Raw genomic sequence first — 17,805 nt, 5'->3', positions numbered from 1 at the left:
ATGACTCGTAATTTTGCATTGGCGGCGGCATTCGCGCCGCATGCTGATCTCGCCGCCGTTCTCCTGCCGCATGCTTTTGCGGCAGATGACGGTTCGCATGATGCATCCCACCTGATCCGGGTCTGGAAGAACGCCGCCCGCATCCATGCCGAAGAGGGTGGTGACGAACGCGTGCTCTCCGCAGCCGTGTTGCTGCACGATTGCGTTTCTGTCGAAAAGAACTCGCCGCATCGCACGCAGGCCTCAAGGCTTGCGGCTGAAAAAGCCGCCGACATCCTGCGCGATCTCGGCTGGTCGGCTGAAGCCATATCGTCCGTCGCCCATGCAATTCTCACCCACAGCTTTTCGGCCAGCATCACGCCCGAGACGATCGAGGCGAAGATCCTGCAGGATGCAGACCGACTGGATGCGATCGGCATGGTCGGCGCTGCCCGCTGCTTCTACATCGCCGGGCGCATGGGCAGCGGCCTTTACGATCCGCTCGATCCGCTGGCAGAGGATCGAGAGCTCGACGACAAGGCCTTTGCCATTGACCATTTCGAGACCAAGCTGTTCAAGCTGGCCGATGGATTTCAGACGGCTACCGGTCGCAGGCTGGCGCTCGAACGCCAGCAACGGCTGCGCGATGTGCTTGCCATGATGCTGGATGAAATCTAAGCCTTTCAATCCATTACCGCCGTCCTGTGAATCAGATCGCGAACGGCCTGAATCTGTTTCTCAACGTGGAGCGTTTTCGATGAAGGTGACCGGACTGAACATTCATCCGCTGAAGAGCGGCCGGGCGATCCCGCTTGAGACGGTCACCGTCAATCTCGATGGTTTCGAGGGCGACCGCCGTTTCATGCTGGTGGAGCCGGATGGGCGTTTCATCACCCAGCGCGAGCTGCAGACGCTGGCACAGGTCGAGGCAAACCACATTGATGGCGGCGTGCAGCTGAAGATGGGCGACAAGGCACTCATCGTGCGCTTCGATCCTGACCAGCGGCTCGACGTGCGCGTCTGGGCAAGCGACGTCGATGCGGCAGTGGCCGACGATGCAACAAACGAGACGCTGTCGGGCTGGTTCGGCCGGCCCGTCAAGCTTGCCCATATGGATGCTTCGGCGGAGCGTTTCGTCGGTGCCGAGTGGGCCGGCACGGCAGCACCCGTCGGTTTTGCTGATGGCTTTCCGGTGCTGATCACCACCACAGGCTCGCTTGCCGATCTGAACCGTACACTTGCGGAGAAGGGGCAGGAGCCCGTCGGCATGGACCGGTTCCGCACCAACATCCTGCTCGATTGCGATGAGGCCTGGGACGAGGATTTCTGGGAGAGCCTGGAGATCGGCGGCATCCGCTTCGATTTCGTCAAACCCTGCGCCCGCTGCATCATGACCACCCAGGACCAGATCACCGGCGAACGCATCGGCGGCAATCCGATCCAGGGCCTCGCCGAAAAGCGCATGTCGGCCGACCGCCGCGTGGCGGGCGTGCTGTTCGGTTGGAACGTCGTGCCGCGCGGCGAAGGAACCTTGAAGCTCGGCGACGAGGCGCGGATTGTCGACCGGCGCCGGGAGCGCTGGCCGATGAAGGTGCGCGCTTCCTGAACCGGCGGAAGCCACCTACGATCTCCGCCTCAGAACCAGGGCGTTACGCCGAGCAGCTTTGCCCCGAGGTCCGAGAGGTTGGCGGGCGTGGCGTTGTGCTTTTCCCATTCGCGCGGATCGCCCGGAAAGGCGTCGCGCTTCGGATGGTCGAGCTCCCGCCAGAGCCGCACGCGTTCTTCGCGTTCGGCTCTGTTGTTCCACTTGGCTGGATGCATGGAGATGTACTGTGCCATGCGAACCCTGCCATCGGAATGGTTGGGCCGGACGCCGTGGGCAAGCAGGCTGTTGAAAATCATCAGGTCACCTGCCTCCATCTCGATATTGACGGTCGAAAGGCCTGACATGTCGGGGTGCATGGGGTCTCTGTCCGCCGGTTGGGTCTTTTCCCAGGTGGCGAAGTTTTCAAACAGCTCAGGAACACACTGAAAGCCGCCGACATCGCCATCCTGCTTCTGCAGGCTGAGCACGCCCTGGACGCCGATCGGCAGCGGACGGATCGAGGTGTCGACGTCCCAATGAATGAAACCGTTGGGATTTCCCTTGACCCTTTTCGGCGGGTTGAGGTTGGCGCGGTCGATCGTCACCCAAAGATCCTCCCGGTCCCAGATATCGACGAAGGCACCATAGATGCGCGGTTCCTGGCGATTGTCCCAGAGATATTGGTGATTGTAGATCTCCAGCATGCCGGTGTTGTTGAGTTCCTTCATCTTGTGTTCGCGGCGCTGCGGCGCGTACCAGGTCGAAGGGTCGGCTGGATCCTTCTCGTCGAAGCGCCAGAGCAGTTCGACGAGCCGCTCGACATTGGCTGCCGGCACGGCCTGCCGGACGATCACGTAACCCTTGGTGATCCAGTGCTGCCAGTCCTCCTCCGAGAGCACGCGCAACGGGAGGCGCTTCTTGATGTCCTTCAGTTGGGTTTCGGCGGCGGCTGTGGGGTGGCTGTCTCTGAGCATGCGCAAGGCCTCCTGTGCATCTGCGTCTTTCTGTCGATGCAGGCAGATTAGGCGTTCCGTGGCTGGCATGTTGCCTTCGTACGGCAAAGATTGGTACTAATCTGGCGTCATGATCCAGATGAGCGCAATATGAAGGCCGTTCTGCAGAAGATCCCAAGGCCCACGGAAGCATCCTCCATCCTTCTCGACCGACGGCTTGACGATTGCATCCCGTTTCAGTGGCATCACCATCCGGAATTCGAGCTGACCCTTACGCTGAACTCGCGCGGCCAGCGTTTCGTCGGCGACCACATCGGCACCTATGATGATGGCGATCTCGTGCTGGTCGGGTCGAACCTGCCGCACACATGGCATTCCGCGTCCAAGGTCGATGAGGGGGCGCCCCATGTGGCGCTGGTACTCTGGTTCCACCCGGAATGGGTGGAGCGGATGCAGGACGGCTTTGTCGAGCTCGGTGGCGTGCGGGCAATGTTCGATCGCTCCGCGCCCGGCCTGCAATTCTCGCAAGGAGCAGCCCGTCGCGTTCGGCCGCTGTTCGAGCGCCTGCGTACGCTCGAGCCTGAAGAGCGGTTGCCGGATGTCCTTGCGCTGCTGACGATCCTTGCGCGGGACGAGCATGTAACGCCATTGTCTAACCGGGTCGTCGCGCCCTCGGGCAGGGCCGTCGATCGTGGTCGCCTCGACCGCGTGCTCGATCACATCCACCTCACCTATGCCGAAAGCCCTTCGATGGACGAGCTTGCGGATATTGCCGCCCTCAGTCTCTCGGGCCTGCACCGCCTGTTCCTGCGCCATCTCGACATGCCGATCTCGGAGTATCTGATGCGGCTGAGGATCGGCGAGGCCTGCGCGCTTCTATCCGGCTCCGGAAAATCCATCGCTCATGTGGCCGAGGCGGTCGGCTATCGCTCGATCGCCAATTTCAACCGGCAGTTCAGGGTCCAGAAGGGTATGACGCCACGACTGTTTCGCCAGCGGTTTCAGCATGTCCGATGAGTGGCTTCCGGCCTCATCAATTCCGGTGATCGCGTCGTCAATTTAATTGGCTTTTATCTATTTTAGCGTCCGCGTAGGGTCGCGCTTCGTCATCAGGAGAAAACCCATGTCCGCCATTTCGGGAGCATCCGCGCCGTCGAGCGTTCGCCAGGAAATGCCTTGGCTGATTATTGTCGCCGGCTCGCTCGTTGCGATGCTCACCTTCGGTCCTCGCTCGGCGATGGGCTTCTTCCAGCTGCCGATGCTTGCCGAGACCGGTTGGGACCGCACGACCTTCGGTCTGGCAATGGCGTTGCAGAACCTCTGCTGGGGGCTGAGCCAGCCCTTCTTCGGCGCGATCGCCGACAAGTTCGGCACCTGGCGCGTGCTGACCATGTCGGGGCTTCTCTACGCCTCCGGCCTGTTCATCATGGCCCACGCCAATGCGGCGATCTGGTTGCACATCGGTGGCGGCGTCTTGATCGGCATGGCTGTCGGCTCCGGTTCGTTCGGCATTCTGCTCTCCGCATTCGCCCGCAACGTCACGCCGCACCAGCGCTCCATTGCCTTCGGCATCTGCACGGCGGCAGGGTCCGCCGGCATGTTTCTGTTCGCGCCTCTGAGCCAGGGGCTGATCTCCGCCTATGGCTGGTCGGACAGCCTTGTCTATCTCGGGGTGTTGATGTTGCTGGTGCCGTTGTTCGCCATTCCGTTGCGTGGAAACGCTTCCTCCGGCCGGCAGACGGAAGCGCAGTACAAGCAGTCGATCGGTCAGGCGCTGAAGGAAGCGCTCGGCCACAAGAGCTACCTGCTACTGGTCTCCGGTTTCTTCGTCTGCGGCTACCAGGTGGCCTTCATCACCGCGCATTTCCCTGCTTATATCGGCGACATCGGCATCGACGCCCGCTATGCGGTAATCGCGCTGGCGCTGATCGGGTTCTTCAACATCATCGGCTCGCTGTCGGCCGGCTTCATCGGCCAACATTATTCCAAGCCCTATTTCCTGGCGCTGATCTACATTGCCCGGTCGGTCGCGGTCACCGCCTTCCTGCTGCTGCCGCAATCGCCGACCTCGGTCATTGTCTTTGCAATCGTCATGGGCTTGCTCTGGCTTTCGACCGTGCCGCCGACAAACGCGCTCGTTGCCATCATGTTCGGGACACGCCATCTCGGCCTGCTCGGCGGCATCGTCTTTCTCTCGCACCAGGTGGGTTCGTTCCTGGGCGTGTGGATGGGCGGATACCTCTATGACCGCTTCGGCTCCTATGATCCGGTATGGTGGCTAGGCGTGGCGCTCGGCCTGTTTGCGGCCGTCGTTCATTGGCCGATCGAGGAGAAAGCCGTTCCCCGGCCTGCCATGGCCTGAAGAAATCCGTGAACGGGGCGTCGCAAAATGCGACGTTCCGTTCTTGAATTCTGTCACAAAACTTTCTAAATCAATCCATGCGGCTTTGCCGCTTTTGTTTTGGTTCAATTATGCTCATTTTGAGCATAATTGAAGAGCCGCCCAGGAGAGGGGCGGAGAGGAGATCTCGATGACGCGCCTTGACACCCGCACGCAGGCCGTGGCGAACCCGGTTCTTGTAAGCGCCGCCCAGCGCTTCGGCGTCATCGAAAGACCCGAGCTTGCTTTCACACCCGCAGTCGCGCGCGAGACGGAGCATCTTTACGAGAAGGTGAAGGATTTCATTCCGGCGATCGAGTGGCCGGTCTATGCGCCTTACGTTCACGCCATCAACCGGCTGAAGAAAGAGCGCAACGCCGTCATCCTCGCGCATAACTACCAGACGCCCGATATCTTCCATTGCGTCGCCGATATCGTCGGGGACTCGCTGCAGTTGGCGCGCGACGCCAGCAAGGTCGATGCCGAGATCATCATCCAATGCGGCGTTCACTTCATGGCGGAGACCTCCAAACTGTTGAGCCCGGAAAAGACCGTGCTGATCCCTGATGGAAAGGCCGGCTGCTCGCTGTCGGAATCGATTACCGGCGCGGATGTACGGTTGCTGAAGCAGCGTTACCCCGGCGTTCCCGTCGTCACCTACGTCAACACCTCCGCCGACGTGAAGGCCGAGACGGATATCTGCTGCACCTCGTCGAACGTGCTTGCGGTCGTTGAGAGCTTCGCATCGGACACGGTGCTGTGCATCCCGGACGAATATCTGGCCATGAACGTCGCACGCCAGACCAACAAGAAGATCCTGACCTGGAAGGGCCACTGCGAGGTGCATGAGCGCTTCACCGCCGCCGAACTGCTGGCCTACAAGGAAGCCAATCCGGGCATCGAGATCATCGGCCATCCCGAATGCCATCCGGATGTGATTGCCGTTTGCGATTTCGCCGGCTCGACATCGGGCATGATCAACTACGTCAAAGACCACCGGCCGTCGAAGGTCCTGCTCGTCACCGAATGCTCGATGGCATCGAACATCCAGGCCGAGATCGAAGGCGTCGAGTTCATCAAGCCCTGCAATCTCTGTCCGCACATGAAGCGCATCACGCTGCCGAAGATTCTCGACAGCCTGCTCACCATGACGGAAGAGGTTCTGGTCGATCCGGCGATCGCCGATCGGGCGCGCCTTGCAGTCGAACGCATGGTCAACCTCAAGCAATAACACCTGCCGGGCGAAAGGCCCGGCATACAAGCATGCGCTGGAGGAGAGCCGCACCATGCTGAGAGATCATTTCCGTCCGCAATCCTTCAACGGGATTGACGATATCGTCATCGTCGGCGGCGGCCTTGCCGGCCTCTTCTGCGCGCTGAAGCTCAGCCCCCGGCCGGTAACCATTCTCGCCGCCGCACCGATCGGCCACGGCGCCTCGTCGGCCTGGGCGCAAGGGGGGATCGCTGCGGCGATGAGCCCGGGCGACACTTTCGAGAAACACGTCGCCGACACGTTGACGGCGGGGGCCGGCATCGTCGACGAGAAGATGACGCGCATGATGGTGGCCGAAGGTCCCGCGCGCATTCACGATCTGCTGGAATATGGCGTACCCTTCGACCGCGATCTCGAAGGCAAGTTGATCCTGTCGCGCGAAGCTGCCCACTCCGAACGCCGCATCGTGCGCGTCAAGGGCGACATGGCCGGCAAGGCGATCATGGAAGCGCTGATCACGGCTGTGCGCAACACCCCGTCGATCCGCATCATCGAAGGCTATGTGGTCGAAGAGCTGGTGCGCGAAGGCCGCTTCATCTCCGGCGTCATCGCCCGGCCGGATGCCGGCCAGGCGAAGAAGCGCGTTTCGTTTCCGGCGCGGGCCGTGGTTCTGTGTTCCGGTGGCATCGGCCACCTCTATGCGGTGACAACCAACCCTTGGGAAGCTTGCGGCCAGGGTCTCGGCATGGCGGCGCGGGCAGGGGCGATCATCGCCGATCCGGAATTCGTCCAGTTTCACCCGACGGCGATCAACATTGGCAAAGACCCGGCGCCGCTTGCGACCGAGGCGTTGCGTGGCGACGGCGCCCAGCTTATCAACTCGGCCGGGCATCGCTTCATGCTTGACATTCACCCGGACGGCGAGCTTGCCCCACGCGACATCGTCTCGCGCGGCGTGTTCGCCGAGGTCCAGGCCGGTCGCGGCGCCTTTCTCGATTGCACCAAGGCGGTCGGCAAGCATTTCCCGGACATGTTCCCGACAGTCTATGCCTCGTGCATCGGTGCCGGCATCGATCCGGTGACGCAGCCGATCCCGGTCGTACCGGCGGTGCACTACCACATGGGCGGCGTGCTGACGGATGCTGAGGGCCGCACCTCGATCGACGGTCTTTGGGCAGCCGGCGAAGTGACGTCGACCGGCGTGCACGGCGCCAATCGGCTGGCCTCCAATTCGCTGCTGGAAGCGGTGGTTTTTGCCGCCCGCATCGCCGAAAACATCAAGGGCACCCTGCCGACGCCGCAGCTTACCCAATGGGGCGACAATGCCGGCGAAAACGACGACCCGGTCACGGTCGAAGACAGCCCGCAGCTCACGATCCTGCGCAGCCTGATGAGCGACTGCGTCGGCGTGGTGCGCACGCGCGAAAGCCTGTTGCGGGCGATCCGCGAAATTTCGGCGCTCGAGCGCGACAACACCCGCATGCGCTTCACCAACATCATCACCACCGCCAAGCTGATCGCCGTCGGCGCCCTTCGCCGCACCGAGAGCCGTGGTGGCCACTACCGCGCCGATTGCCCGACGGAACAGCCGGAATGGCGGCGCAGAACCTACCTGACGCTTGCGGAAGCGAACCGTCTGGCGGCCGACGTCGCGGAAGCCGAAACGGCCTGAGCATGGCGCGCAATAGTCACTTGAGAATAGAGACAGGACCAACGACCAGATGACTGCAGCCCTTCGCCCCGAACTGCCCGCCCTCATGGTCGAGGATCAGGTGCGTGCCGCCTTGCTCGAAGATCTCGGTCGCGCCGGCGACATCACCACCCTGTCGACGATCGGGCCGGAACTGTCGGCAACGGCTGGCATGAACGCCCGCGATCCCGGGGTGATTGCCGGGCTTGAGCTGGCGCGGACAGCGTTCCGCTTCGTCGATCCGTCCATCGTCTTCGAGGCTCTGGTTTCGGACGGAGATCGTGTGACACCGGGAACGGCGATTGCCCGCATCTCTGGTCGCGCCCGCGGGCTTCTGTCGGCCGAGCGCGTTGCCCTGAACTTCCTCATGCATCTCTCGGGCATTGCCACCTACACCGCGAAATTTGCCGACGAGATTGCCCACACGCGCGCAAAGGTCTGCTGCACCCGCAAGACGATCCCTGGCCTGCGCGCGCTGGAGAAATACGCCGTGCGTCTCGGCGGTGGCTCCAATCATCGCTATGGCCTCGACGACGCCGTGCTGATCAAGGACAATCACATCGCCGTCTCCGGCGGCGTTGCCGGCGCCGTCCATGCGGCGCGCGCCTATTGCGGTCATCTGGTCAAGATCGAGATCGAGGTCGATGGCCTCGACCAGATGCGCGAGGCGCTGACTGCGGCACCGGACGTCATCCTGCTCGACAATATGGGACCGGTGCGCCTGCGCGAAGCCGTCGCCATCAACGCCGCCCATTGGCAGCTTGGCGACGAGGCCTATGCCGCAGACCCGCGGCGCACGCGCCTGGAAGCTTCCGGCAACGTCAGGATCGACACGGTACGTGCCATCGCCGAGACCGGCGTCGACTATATCTCGACCTCCAAGATCACCATGGCCGCTCCGACGCTCGACATCGGTCTGGACGTAGCGATCAAGCACTGAGGCGCTCCGACGCGTAAGCGCCGCGATAATGCTTGAAGCGCGCCGCATAGGGCCCTGAATCGATTCCGGTTTAAGGAGTTGTTTAGTGGCCGTCGGCGCAGTTGAGGCCGACGCTAGCGCTGCATGATGAAGGGGCAGACGACGCGTTTGTCGATGGTGATCTCCGTGCCGCAGTCATAGCGACAGATCTTGAACTGCCCTCGCATGTCCTGGCCGTTGAGGTTGCAGATCGTCACCTGGCCGCGGCCCATCTGGTTGTTCTTGAAATAGTCGGGGATCGCCTTGTTCCCCTGCGGGTTCGGCAGGAGAGGCTGGTCCGTCAGGAGGCTGGTGAGCAGCGCAAGCGCAAGCAGCATGTGTTCTTCCCTAAAGCATTTCCAGAAAAAGTGCGGAGCGATTTTCCGTTCGGAAATGCGTTAAAACAAAGAGGTAGAGTGCTTCTTTGACTCCGTTTCAACCGGAAGCGCTCTAGCCGGCCACAGAGCCGGCACCATATCCAATTGAACGAATGTAGCGCGCATTGGCCGAAGTGTTAGATGCAGTCCGCACATTAAACCCGCCGCAACGATGTCATCGCCAGCATAAATCCCCAGTCGTTTCTGCCTGCGCGTTTCATGCGGAGGATGAGCGGCCGCCCACCTTGAGGCCGGGTGCGGGCCGTTCGTCGAGGATTTGCCGGCGGAAGCGGAACAGCGCCGCAGGCCTGCCGCCGGTCGACGCCAGCGTCATGCCGGTCGGCTCGACCAGCTCCGCACCTTCGACCAGACGCCGAAAATTCTGCTTGTGCAGGTGGCGGCCGGAAATGGCCTCTACCGTTGCCTGCAGATCGGTGAGGGTGAATTCGGGCGGCATCAGTTCGAAAATGACCGGCCGATATTTGATCTTGCCGCGCAGGCGGGCGATCGCCGTTGCGACGATGCGGCGGTGGTCGTGGCGCATGGCCTGCCCGGCGGCAGCGTTGTCCTGCTCCCGGCTGCGGCCGTCAATCACCGCTTCGCGCACGAGACCGGCCTCGTAGAGCAACTCGTAACGCTCCAGCACCCGTTCCTCGTCCCAGGGGAAATCGTCGAGGCCGAAGGCAAGCCGGATGCGTGCGCGCCGCTGCGCGCTTGGCGCCATGCGCTCGTCGTCTGATGTGGCAAGCTCCCACCGCGAGAGCGCGGGCAAAATCAGCTGGTCGAGGATGGCAGGGCGGCCCTGCCGCCAATCCTCCCACGGCAGGTAGCCGTACCAGTCGCGCCAGTGCGCGCCGGCCTCGGCCAACCGCTCGGTGTTCTCGGTATCGGTTCGCGTCAGGGCGAGATAGCCGACCGAGACCATGTGCTTGCCTTCTTCGCCCGGCAGGCGCTGCCGTCCGCGGTCGCCGAAGGTGTAGAGCTGCTCGATATAGCCGAGCTTGAGCGCCGTGCGTTTTTCCACGCGGTCGCGCAGACTGGTCTCGAAGGTGCGGTGAAGAGCAGGGTCGAAGGGGCCGAAGGGCAGGCTGTCCCTCGCGTCGCCATCCGCCTCGTTGACGGCCAGGATGCGCGGGCTGCGGCTGACGACGGCAACGATGGCCGCGTTGAGACCGATTTCGACGGTGACGGCCCGCATCTCAGTCGCCAACATTGGCTCCCTCGGCTACAAGCGGCAGCACGAAGGGAACATTGCCGTCCGTGTCCGCACCGCGGCCGATCGAGCGTACGGCAGCGACCAGCCGCCCGCCGCGCGACAAGACAGTGTCGCCGATTTCGACAAGCCGCGTATTCGGCGTCGCATAGGGAGAGGCGAACCGCAGCCGCTCGACCAGTTCTCGGTCGTCCTGCTCAGGCTCCACCGCAAGGGCGGCGATAAGGGCAGCGGCCGGCGACCTCGAAACGCCCATCCAGCAATGAACGAGCATCGGCCGCGAACGGTCCCAGCCCTTGGCGAAGGCGACGATCTGCTGGACGTGCTCTTCCTGCGGAGCGATGAGCCCACCGGTACCGGCGAAGCTGATATCGTTCATTCCCAGCGTCAGGTGCCGCGCCTTGGCAATGACGGCCGGACGGTGGAAGTCCTGGCCCTTGGCGACCAGGCTCAGCATCTCGGTGCAGCCGTGGCGCACAGCCATCTCGGCGATGCGGGCAAGCGGCGATACGACGATCTGGGGCATCTCAGGCATCCACCTTCGCAGCGGCGCGTTCCGCCTCGAGCGTGGCAAAACGCTCGGTAAACAGACGCTGGGCCTCTATGGCCGGCAGGGGGGCGATCAGCAGGCTGTCGCGGGTGATGCCGCGCGGCTGCCCGAAGAACTTTCGCGCCTCCTCGGTCGAAAAGCCGGCAAGCGCAGTCGCCTCGAAATAGGCGGCAATATGATCTGCCTTCTTGATCCGGTCCTTCAGATCCTTGGCGCAATGGGCAGGCAGACCGAAGCGCAGGTGAATGGCGCTTTCCAGCCTCTTTTCGACCAGCTTGTAGCCGCCGCCGACCACGGCCTTGAAGGGGGAGATCATATCGCCGATCACATACTCCGGGGCGTCATGCAGCAGCGCCATCAGGCAGTCGTCGGCGTTGCACTTGTAGCTCCGGCGAAAGATGTCCTCGACGATGAGGCTGTGCTGGGCGACGGAGAAGGCGTGGTCCCCGGCCGTCTGGCCGTTCCACCGGGCAACGCGGGCAAGACCGTGGGCGATGTCGGTGATCTCGACATCGAGCGGTGACGGGTCGAGCAGGTCGAGCCGCCGGCCGGAGAGCATGCGCTGCCAGGCGCGTGCCGAGGTCACGCGCTTGCCTCGTCGGCGGTGGTTGGGAAGGCAAGCCCGGTCCATTCCGGCAGGGTCAACGTCACAGTCACGTCGCCCGCGAGCAGGTCGACGCCGTTGGCCATCGCTTCGCCGGCCTTATCGATGCGCACGATCGCGAGGGCCGAAGTGCCACGCACTGTGCCGAGCGTGCCGATCGACTTGCCGTCTGCCGTTATCGCTGTGCCGGTCGGCGGGAGCGCCGATGCACCGGCGACGATTACGACGCGACGGCGCTGCGTGCCGCGGTGCTGCATGCGCGAAACCACTTCCTGACCGACATAGCAGCCCTTGCGGAAGGAGAGCGCACCATTCTTGTCCATTAGCACATCATGCGGGAAGGCGTCCTGCAGCGCATAATCGGGGCCGGAAACGGCAATGCCGGAGACGATCCGGAGTTGGTCGAGGTCGGCATTAGAGGCTGAGTCCGCTTCGCTCTCACCATAGAAGCGGAAAACGGTGGCGCCGGCCTTCTCGAAGCGGTGGTCGCGAAATCCCTCGGCCAGCGGCTCGTCGAAGGCAATGACAGTGGGTGTGGAGGTGTCGAGCGACAGGGTCACCGCCGAGCGCAGCTTGTACATGGTCAGCCGCTTCAGAAGCGCTTCGGCCTGATCCGCAGTCGTTTCCAGCCTGAAGCCGTCGCCGTCGCGGGAAATCATGAAATCGAACAGGATCTTGCCCTGCGGCGTCAGCAGCGCGCCTGGCCTCGCCTCGTCAGGGGCGAGGGCATCGAGATCGGTGGTGATCAACCCCTGGAGAAGATCTTCCGCATCCTTGCCGGAAACGGAGACGATCGCGCGGTCGTCGAGGCGAACTCTGGGCATGGCTCGATTCCTGTTCACATTGCCGAACAGGTAGGATGTTCAGGGATGAACGGCAAGCGTATCGCCGGCGCTTAGAGCACTTCATCTTTAAACGGAAGCAATTCTGTTGGCTCAAAACGGCCGTTCCACACGAAGGATGGCGCTGAGCGATGCGGATCCATCGGGCAAGCCATCCGACACAGTGGGCGGCCGTTTTCAGCCAACCCTAAGGGCCGGATGAATTTCGGCCATTACCGGCGGCGGCCGTCTCGACCGCAGCTTCTGCTGCGCTCTTTGCCAGCCGCCTTGGTCCTGGCCGAAATTCCTTCCGGCAGAATGCTTCTGTTTAAAGATGAAGTGCTCTAGTCGCCGGCGATGAAAAATTTCCACTTCCCGTCGGGCATGATGCCGACACGATAGAAGTTGTAACTGCCGAATTCTTCCATGTCCGCGAAATCGCCTGCCGTCACCAGCCGGAAGAGGTCGACTTTCTCAGGGGCGGTCAGCGAGGCCAGCGGCTTTTCGGCGAAATAGGGCCAGACATAGGCTTCCTGTGGCGTACCTTTGTCGACCTGGACGAAGCTGGTCGAAAGAACGTCGAGCAGGATTGCCAGGATCTCGACGCCATCCTGGTCGCCCGACAGGCTTTTCAGGATCGCGATCGGATCTTCATCGGCGCTGACGCCAGTGACCTGGGTCTGGGTCGGGCCTTTGCCGAGCAGGGGCCGCAGCCGCTCGATATCGCCGGAGGCAGCCGCCTCGACGATCAACTCGCGCATGCGCGCCACAGGCGCCGGTATCTTGGAGACGTCGCTGAGCACTTCTACGGGTTCGACCGTCTTCGGCTCTTCGGCGGCCTGATCTTCCTTCGTTATGGTAACCGTCTTTTTGATCAGCGGGTCCGGCATCGGGATTTCGAGCGGGAGCTTTTCTTCCTGATCCGGTTCGTCGTCCACAGGTTCGGCTGGCGGAGGAGGAGTATTCTGGTCGCTTGCGACTGCGTTGGGCGCTTCCTGCAATTCGCTGAGCGCGAATGCGGGCGACATCATAACCGGAACGCAGAGAGCGACACCGGCCAGAAGCAGCGTAACAAGGCGAACCGGAGAGGTCCGGTTGGCATGGTTCCGGCTCATAAGGGCAGTCCTGATATTACTGAAGCGAGCGTTGGGGCGAAAATTCACCGGCGAGCATGCGCTCGCGAAGCGAATTGAGCATCGCTTCCGCACCTTCTTCACCATGAAGCCGAACGGTTTCCCGCATGGCTAGAGCGATGGCCGCATCGGCGATGATTTCTGGCTCGATGCCATCAGCCATGCCGTCCGCCCAGGCCTCGTTCTGGTGTTCCAGCGCTGCCTGCATTTTCTCGTGGACGATCATGTCATCGATGTCGGTCAGGCTTGGTTCCATCATTCGTTCCATGCGACTTCCATTGCTGCAAGTGGCTCACTTTAACGTCGTCCGGCTGAACCCCAACTGAACGACTGTGACCCGGTTGTCACTTCTTACCACTCTCTTAACGAACTTAGCAGCCTTTTCCCGAAACGACACGGGGTCGTGAGAAAAGAGGTTAATTTATTGCTAATTTCCAAAGCGAGCGACGATTTCTGACGCAAGTGTTGCTCCTTCGGCACGATATCGCTGTTCCGCGACGATCGCCGGCTGCGTGCAGGTCGTGTAGACAGAGGCAAAGGTGCGATACCCCCGGTTGAAGGCGGCGGTCATCCGCTCGCGCCTTTTTTCCTCGTTGGCCGTTTCCTTGTCGATCAGCTGCTGCATCGAGCGCCGCCAGACATCCTCGGGCTCTTTTACGCAGAGATTGCGCAGATAATGGACCGATCCAAGCACCTCGGCGAGGCGAATCAGCCGTTGGTCATAGGGTGTCGGCTTCTCCTCGACGACAGCAGGTGCGGGCGCTTGCGTCTGCGTCTTGTCCTGCGGAGGTGCAGCCGTCTTCTGCGACGCAGCGGCCGTCGCCGTGGCAAGCAGCAGTGTTGTCACAGTCAGGCGGATGATGGTCGGGCCGAATGTCATCATCCCTTCAAGTCCGAATCGACGGCTGTTTCAAGGCATCCGCCCGTCTTTGCGTTGGCTGCAGCCTGGGCGGCCAGTTTTTCCACGCATTCGCGAACACTGTCGGGAATGGGAAGCGCAAAGATCTTGTCCGGCGTGAACCATCCGAGGCCGGCTGCGTCGTCGCTGGCAACAGCGACAGCCTTCGCGTCCGCCTGCGCCTTGAAGACGGAGAGGAAGAAATGCCGACCCTCGGATTCTTTGCCCGGCAGATCGTAGGTTTCAAACAGCACGGGGTTGTCGGCACAAATGCCGGTCTCTTCCTGCAATTCGCGCAGGGCCGTCTGCTCCGGCGTCTCTCCCGGCTCGGCCCGGCCGCCGGGAAAAGCGTACATGTCGGCCGACGGCGGATTGGCGCGCCGCACAAGCAAGTAGCGGCCATCGCGTTCGAGAATGACGGAGGAGGCGAGTTCGGGCTGTTTCGGCATGATGGAATCAATTTCGATCGGTATCGTTGACCCATCCTACGTGAAGTGCCACATCCATGTCATGTGCGGACGTTTTGCGCTGACGGCGACCCCGGAAGAATTGATGGAGCTGTTCGGCCTGCTGGAAAGCGACGACTTTCCGGTGCGCTTCAATATTGCGCCGACGCAGCCGATCATCGTCGTGGTCGCCGCGGATCGCGCCGGGCCGGGCAGCAATCTGCCGGAGCGCAAGGCCCTTCTCGTTCGCTGGGGCTTCACGCCCGGCTGGGTCAAGGACCCCAGGGACTTTCCGCTGCTGATCAATGCCCGTGCCGAGACGGCGATCGAAAAGGCATCGTTTCGCGCCGCGATGCGCCATCGGCGCGTTCTCGTCCCGGCATCCGGCTTCTATGAATGGCATCGCCCCGCAAAGGGCAGCGGCGAGGCGTCGCAGGCCTATTGGATCCGTCCTCGAAAAGGGGGCATCGTCGCCTTTGCCGGCCTGATGGAGACCTGGTCTTCCGCCGATGGCTCCGAAGTCGACACTGCTGCAGTGCTCACCACCAGCGCCAATCCCGCGATTGCCCCCATACATGACCGCATGCCGGTGGTGATCCAGCCGGAAGATTTCGCCCGCTGGCTGGATTGCAAGACGCAGGAGCCGCGCGACGTCCTCGATCTGATGGTGCCGGCGTCGGAGGATTATTTCGAAGCGATCCCTGTATCCGACAAGGTCAACAAGGTGGCGAATGCGGGGGCCGATATCCAGGAGGCGGTCATCCCGCAACTGGTGCCGAAAGCGCCCGTGAAGGACGACAAGAACGGGGACAAGCCCGACGACGGGCAGATGTCCCTATTCTGAATCTCATGGGTACTTAGGCCGTCTGCTTCTTCAGCTTGGCGGTGGGCTTTGCCTTCACCTGCAGGGCAGCGGCCAGCACGGCCTTGAGACCAAGCGGACGGTACTGTTGAACCAGATCGGCGGGTGTCTTGGCGATGTCGGTGGTCTTGGCGGTCTTCACGTGCATGCACTCCTTGATGCTTTTCCTGGACCGGAAACGCCTCGTTCTCGCTTGCCTACTGCATGTTTCCTTAAATCGTATCCGATTCAAGGATAAGAACATGCAGCAATTCAAAGGGCTACAGCGACCTTGGCGCGTCCGATAAGACGCGCGGCGCTGTAGGCGACAACGACGCTCCTCCTCATTTTCTCCGGAGACAGGAACCGTGGCGCAGGGCCAAGCTGCACCGCGAATCTCTTTCCCGCGTGGCGATCCCAGATAAGCCAAATCGTGACAAATCCATGACCATGCCTCAGCTTGGATAGTTGGCTGTGCTTCGCATGCGGCTCACCACTTGACCGGCGCCATGCGACGCGCGATAAGTGTGGCCATGAAAACGGTTACCTGCATTATCTGCCGGAAGATTATTCGCTAGCGCTTCGCTGGCCTGGCCGTTTTCGTCTCCCGAAATCCAAGATGACAAACGTGCGGGCCTCCCGGGCGCCGTATTTCTGACGGTCGCATGCGTATTGGAGATTTGGAATGGGCGGAGTGCCGACACTTAAGCTGTACAACACGCTGACGCGGGAGAAGGTCGATTTCCGGCCGATCGATCCTGACAATGTCCGCATGTATGTCTGCGGCCCGACCGTCTACGACTATGCCCATATCGGCAATGCGCGTCCGGTCATCGTTTTCGATATCCTGTTCCGGCTGCTGCGCCATGTCTATGGGCCGCAGAGGGTGACCTATGTTCGCAACATCACCGACGTCGACGACAAGATCAACGCGCGGGCCCTGCGCGACTATCCCGGCCTGCCGCTGAACGAGGCGATCCGGCATGTGACCGAGAAGACCGAGACGCAGTTCCTCGAAGACGCCAAGTCGCTCGGCTGCCTTGATCCTGATGTCGAGCCGCGCGCCACCGACAATATTCCGCAGATGATCGACATCATCGACAAGCTGATTGCCAAGGGCCATGCCTACAAGGCCGGTGGCGAGGTGCTGTTCGATACCAGATCGATGCCGGATTACGGGCAGCTTTCCAAGCGCAATCTCGACGAGCAGCAGGCCGGTGCCCGCGTCGCCGTCGAGGTGCACAAGAAACACCCGGGCGATTTCGTGCTCTGGAAACTCTCGGCCGACAACGAACCGGGCTGGGAAAGCCCATGGGGCAGGGGGCGTCCGGGCTGGCACATCGAGTGCTCGGCCATGAGCGGGCGTTATCTGGGCGAGGTCTTCGATATCCACGGCGGCGGGCTCGATCTCATCTTCCCGCACCACGAGAACGAGATTGCCCAGTCGCGTTGCGCTCACGGCACGGATGTGATGGCGAATGTCTGGATGCACAACGGCTTCCTGCAGGTCGAAGGCCGCAAGATGTCGAAGTCCGAAGGCAACTTCGTCACCATCTACGAATTGCTGCACACCGAAAAATTCGGCGGCCGGAAGTGGCCGGGCGACGTGCTGCGCCTTGCCATGCTGATGACCCACTACCGCGAGCCGATCGATTTCTCGATCAAGCGCCTGGAGGAGGCCGAGCATCTGCTGTCGAAATGGCCGGTGCCGGGCGACGCCAAGGGCGAGGTCGATCCGGCCATCGTTACGGCGCTGTCCGACGACCTGAACACGGTGGCGGCGGTTCAGGCGCTGCATGCGCTGGCGCAGAAGACCGCCAGCGATCCAAGCCTGAGGGGCAGCTTTGCCGCCAGCGCGTCGCTGCTCGGCATCGTGCCGCAGGCGGTCGAACTCGACGAGGCCGTCGTGCACGAAGTCGATGGCCGCGTCAGGGCACGTCTCGAATTGCTGAAGGCCAAGGATTTCGCTGCGGCCGACAGAATCCGTGACGATCTGCTCGCCCAGGGCATCCAGTTGAAAGACGGCAAGGACCCGGCGACTGGCGAGCGCCTGACGACCTGGGAAGTGAAGCGATGAAGACGGCCTGCCATCCCCTATTGCCCTTGGATGCCGACGGTGTCCGGGCAGGGGACGGCGGTCGCAGCTTGACGGCATGAGGAGAGG

20 protein-coding genes are annotated in these 17,805 nt (G+C 62.2%); 9 read left to right on the top strand and 11 right to left on the bottom strand.

Features of this window, described 5'->3' with window-relative positions; all coding sequences use genetic code 11:
• Both BKP54_RS05820 and BKP54_RS05815 read left to right on the top strand, forming a co-directional pair.
• Positions 1-657, top strand: coding sequence for an HD domain-containing protein (locus BKP54_RS05820; protein ID WP_025426403.1), 657 nt, complete (start codon positions 1-3; stop codon positions 655-657).
• Between the two features lie 79 nt (positions 658-736).
• On the top strand, positions 737-1,585 hold the full coding sequence (locus BKP54_RS05815) for an MOSC domain-containing protein (protein WP_025426404.1): 849 nt from the start codon (positions 737-739) through the stop codon (positions 1,583-1,585).
• A gap of 29 nt (positions 1,586-1,614) precedes the next feature.
• On the opposite strand, the gene BKP54_RS05810 is transcribed toward BKP54_RS05815, so the two are convergent.
• Positions 1,615-2,538, bottom strand: a complete 924-nt coding sequence (locus BKP54_RS05810) for a phytanoyl-CoA dioxygenase family protein (protein WP_038576814.1) — start codon at positions 2,536-2,538, stop codon at positions 1,615-1,617.
• Between the two features lie 129 nt (positions 2,539-2,667).
• On the opposite strand from BKP54_RS05810, the gene BKP54_RS05805 reads away from it, so the two are divergent.
• The 5 genes from BKP54_RS05805 to nadC all read left to right on the top strand — a co-directional run bounded on the left by BKP54_RS05805 (position 2,668) and on the right by nadC (position 8,740).
• On the top strand, positions 2,668-3,534 hold the full coding sequence (locus BKP54_RS05805; protein ID WP_025426406.1) for an AraC family transcriptional regulator: 867 nt from the start codon (positions 2,668-2,670) through the stop codon (positions 3,532-3,534).
• A gap of 106 nt (positions 3,535-3,640) precedes the next feature.
• Positions 3,641-4,879 (top strand): MFS transporter, encoded by a 1,239-nt coding sequence (locus BKP54_RS05800; protein WP_084814309.1) that lies wholly within the window; start codon positions 3,641-3,643, stop codon positions 4,877-4,879.
• Between the two features lie 169 nt (positions 4,880-5,048).
• The gene (nadA, locus tag BKP54_RS05795) at positions 5,049-6,128 is read left to right on the top strand and encodes a quinolinate synthase NadA (RefSeq protein WP_025426408.1); all 1,080 of its coding nucleotides are present in this window, start codon (positions 5,049-5,051) and stop codon (positions 6,126-6,128) included.
• Between the two features lie 55 nt (positions 6,129-6,183).
• Positions 6,184-7,782 carry an L-aspartate oxidase gene (locus BKP54_RS05790; RefSeq protein WP_025426409.1) on the top strand — a complete coding sequence of 533 codons (1,599 nt, stop codon included), beginning with the start codon at positions 6,184-6,186 and terminating at the stop codon, positions 7,780-7,782.
• A 49-nt stretch (positions 7,783-7,831) separates the two neighbouring features.
• Positions 7,832-8,740 carry a carboxylating nicotinate-nucleotide diphosphorylase gene (gene nadC / locus BKP54_RS05785; RefSeq protein WP_084814308.1) on the top strand — a complete coding sequence of 303 codons (909 nt, stop codon included), beginning with the start codon at positions 7,832-7,834 and terminating at the stop codon, positions 8,738-8,740.
• A 113-nt stretch (positions 8,741-8,853) separates the two neighbouring features.
• Here the strand turns inward: nadC and BKP54_RS05780 are convergent, their stop codons facing one another.
• The 9 genes from BKP54_RS05780 to BKP54_RS05740 form a co-directional block, all read right to left on the bottom strand.
• A complete protein-coding gene (locus tag BKP54_RS05780) occupies positions 8,854-9,096 on the bottom strand; it encodes a hypothetical protein (protein ID WP_025426411.1) in 243 nt (80 codons plus the stop codon).
• Between the two features lie 256 nt (positions 9,097-9,352).
• Positions 9,353-10,333 carry an NAD regulator gene (locus BKP54_RS05775; protein ID WP_107028447.1) on the bottom strand — a complete coding sequence of 327 codons (981 nt, stop codon included), beginning with the start codon at positions 10,331-10,333 and terminating at the stop codon, positions 9,353-9,355.
• A gap of 1 nt (position 10,334) precedes the next feature.
• On the bottom strand, positions 10,335-10,874 hold the full coding sequence (locus BKP54_RS05770) for a tyrosine phosphatase family protein (RefSeq protein WP_025426413.1): 540 nt from the start codon (positions 10,872-10,874) through the stop codon (positions 10,335-10,337).
• Position 10,875: 1 nt separating this feature from the next.
• The gene (locus BKP54_RS05765) at positions 10,876-11,484 is read right to left on the bottom strand and encodes an HD family hydrolase (RefSeq protein ID WP_025426414.1); all 609 of its coding nucleotides are present in this window, start codon (positions 11,482-11,484) and stop codon (positions 10,876-10,878) included.
• Entirely contained in the window at positions 11,481-12,326 is an 846-nt protein-coding gene (locus BKP54_RS05760; protein WP_025426415.1) for a folate-binding protein YgfZ, read from the bottom strand. Before BKP54_RS05760 ends, BKP54_RS05765 begins: the two co-directional genes overlap by 4 nt.
• 341 nt (positions 12,327-12,667) lie before the next feature.
• On the bottom strand, positions 12,668-13,438 hold the full coding sequence (locus BKP54_RS05755) for a hypothetical protein (protein WP_025426416.1): 771 nt from the start codon (positions 13,436-13,438) through the stop codon (positions 12,668-12,670).
• 16 nt (positions 13,439-13,454) lie between these two features.
• Positions 13,455-13,724, bottom strand: a complete 270-nt coding sequence (locus BKP54_RS05750) for a hypothetical protein (RefSeq protein ID WP_025426417.1) — start codon at positions 13,722-13,724, stop codon at positions 13,455-13,457.
• A 159-nt stretch (positions 13,725-13,883) separates the two neighbouring features.
• On the bottom strand, positions 13,884-14,336 hold the full coding sequence (locus BKP54_RS05745) for a TIGR02301 family protein (protein ID WP_025426418.1): 453 nt from the start codon (positions 14,334-14,336) through the stop codon (positions 13,884-13,886).
• Positions 14,336-14,806 (bottom strand): NUDIX domain-containing protein, encoded by a 471-nt coding sequence (locus BKP54_RS05740; RefSeq protein ID WP_025426419.1) that lies wholly within the window; start codon positions 14,804-14,806, stop codon positions 14,336-14,338. Before BKP54_RS05740 ends, BKP54_RS05745 begins: the two co-directional genes overlap by 1 nt.
• A 58-nt stretch (positions 14,807-14,864) precedes the next feature.
• Here BKP54_RS05740 and BKP54_RS05735 point away from each other — a divergent pair, with 58 nt between their 5' ends.
• Positions 14,865-15,644 (top strand): SOS response-associated peptidase, encoded by a 780-nt coding sequence (locus BKP54_RS05735; RefSeq protein WP_038576820.1) that lies wholly within the window; start codon positions 14,865-14,867, stop codon positions 15,642-15,644.
• A 13-nt stretch (positions 15,645-15,657) separates the two neighbouring features.
• Here BKP54_RS05735 and BKP54_RS36015 read toward each other — a convergent pair whose 3' ends face one another.
• Positions 15,658-15,804 carry a hypothetical protein gene (locus BKP54_RS36015; RefSeq protein WP_162174732.1) on the bottom strand — a complete coding sequence of 49 codons (147 nt, stop codon included), beginning with the start codon at positions 15,802-15,804 and terminating at the stop codon, positions 15,658-15,660.
• A 522-nt stretch (positions 15,805-16,326) separates the two neighbouring features.
• On the opposite strand from BKP54_RS36015, the gene cysS reads away from it, so the two are divergent.
• Positions 16,327-17,718: a cysteine--tRNA ligase gene (cysS, locus tag BKP54_RS05725; RefSeq protein WP_025426421.1), complete on the top strand. Its 1,392-nt coding sequence runs from the start codon at positions 16,327-16,329 to the stop codon at positions 17,716-17,718.
• Positions 17,719-17,805: the final 87 nt, after the last annotated feature.

The sequence above is a fragment of the Ensifer sp. 1H6 genome, from assembly GCF_001976035.1.
GTDB classification, from domain to species: Bacteria; Pseudomonadota; Alphaproteobacteria; order Rhizobiales; family Rhizobiaceae; genus Ensifer; species Ensifer canadensis.
This window is presented reverse-complemented; position numbering and strand designations above follow the sequence as displayed.

Excerpts from the sequence above, each read along its gene's own strand:
- BKP54_RS05820 (WP_025426403.1), top strand. The coding sequence starts at position 1 with ATGACTCGTAATTTTGCATTGGCGGCGGCATTCGCGCCGCATGCTGAT.
- BKP54_RS05815 (WP_025426404.1), top strand. The coding sequence starts at position 737 with ATGAAGGTGACCGGACTGAACATTCATCCGCTGAAGAGCGGCCGGGCG.
- BKP54_RS05810 (WP_038576814.1), bottom strand. The coding sequence starts at position 2,538 with ATGCTCAGAGACAGCCACCCCACAGCCGCCGCCGAAACCCAACTGAAG.
- BKP54_RS05805 (WP_025426406.1), top strand. The coding sequence starts at position 2,668 with ATGAAGGCCGTTCTGCAGAAGATCCCAAGGCCCACGGAAGCATCCTCC.
- BKP54_RS05800 (WP_084814309.1), top strand. The coding sequence starts at position 3,641 with ATGTCCGCCATTTCGGGAGCATCCGCGCCGTCGAGCGTTCGCCAGGAA.
- nadA (WP_025426408.1), top strand. The coding sequence starts at position 5,049 with ATGACGCGCCTTGACACCCGCACGCAGGCCGTGGCGAACCCGGTTCTT.
- BKP54_RS05790 (WP_025426409.1), top strand. The coding sequence starts at position 6,184 with ATGCTGAGAGATCATTTCCGTCCGCAATCCTTCAACGGGATTGACGAT.
- nadC (WP_084814308.1), top strand. The coding sequence starts at position 7,832 with ATGACTGCAGCCCTTCGCCCCGAACTGCCCGCCCTCATGGTCGAGGAT.
- BKP54_RS05780 (WP_025426411.1), bottom strand. The coding sequence starts at position 9,096 with ATGCTGCTTGCGCTTGCGCTGCTCACCAGCCTCCTGACGGACCAGCCT.
- BKP54_RS05775 (WP_107028447.1), bottom strand. The coding sequence starts at position 10,333 with ATGCGGGCCGTCACCGTCGAAATCGGTCTCAACGCGGCCATCGTTGCC.
- BKP54_RS05770 (WP_025426413.1), bottom strand. The coding sequence starts at position 10,874 with ATGCCCCAGATCGTCGTATCGCCGCTTGCCCGCATCGCCGAGATGGCT.
- BKP54_RS05760 (WP_025426415.1), bottom strand. The coding sequence starts at position 12,326 with ATGCCCAGAGTTCGCCTCGACGACCGCGCGATCGTCTCCGTTTCCGGC.
- BKP54_RS05755 (WP_025426416.1), bottom strand. The coding sequence starts at position 13,438 with ATGAGCCGGAACCATGCCAACCGGACCTCTCCGGTTCGCCTTGTTACG.
- BKP54_RS05750 (WP_025426417.1), bottom strand. The coding sequence starts at position 13,724 with ATGGAACGAATGATGGAACCAAGCCTGACCGACATCGATGACATGATC.
- BKP54_RS05745 (WP_025426418.1), bottom strand. The coding sequence starts at position 14,336 with ATGACATTCGGCCCGACCATCATCCGCCTGACTGTGACAACACTGCTG.
- BKP54_RS05735 (WP_038576820.1), top strand. The coding sequence starts at position 14,865 with ATGTGCGGACGTTTTGCGCTGACGGCGACCCCGGAAGAATTGATGGAG.
- cysS (WP_025426421.1), top strand. The coding sequence starts at position 16,327 with ATGGGCGGAGTGCCGACACTTAAGCTGTACAACACGCTGACGCGGGAG.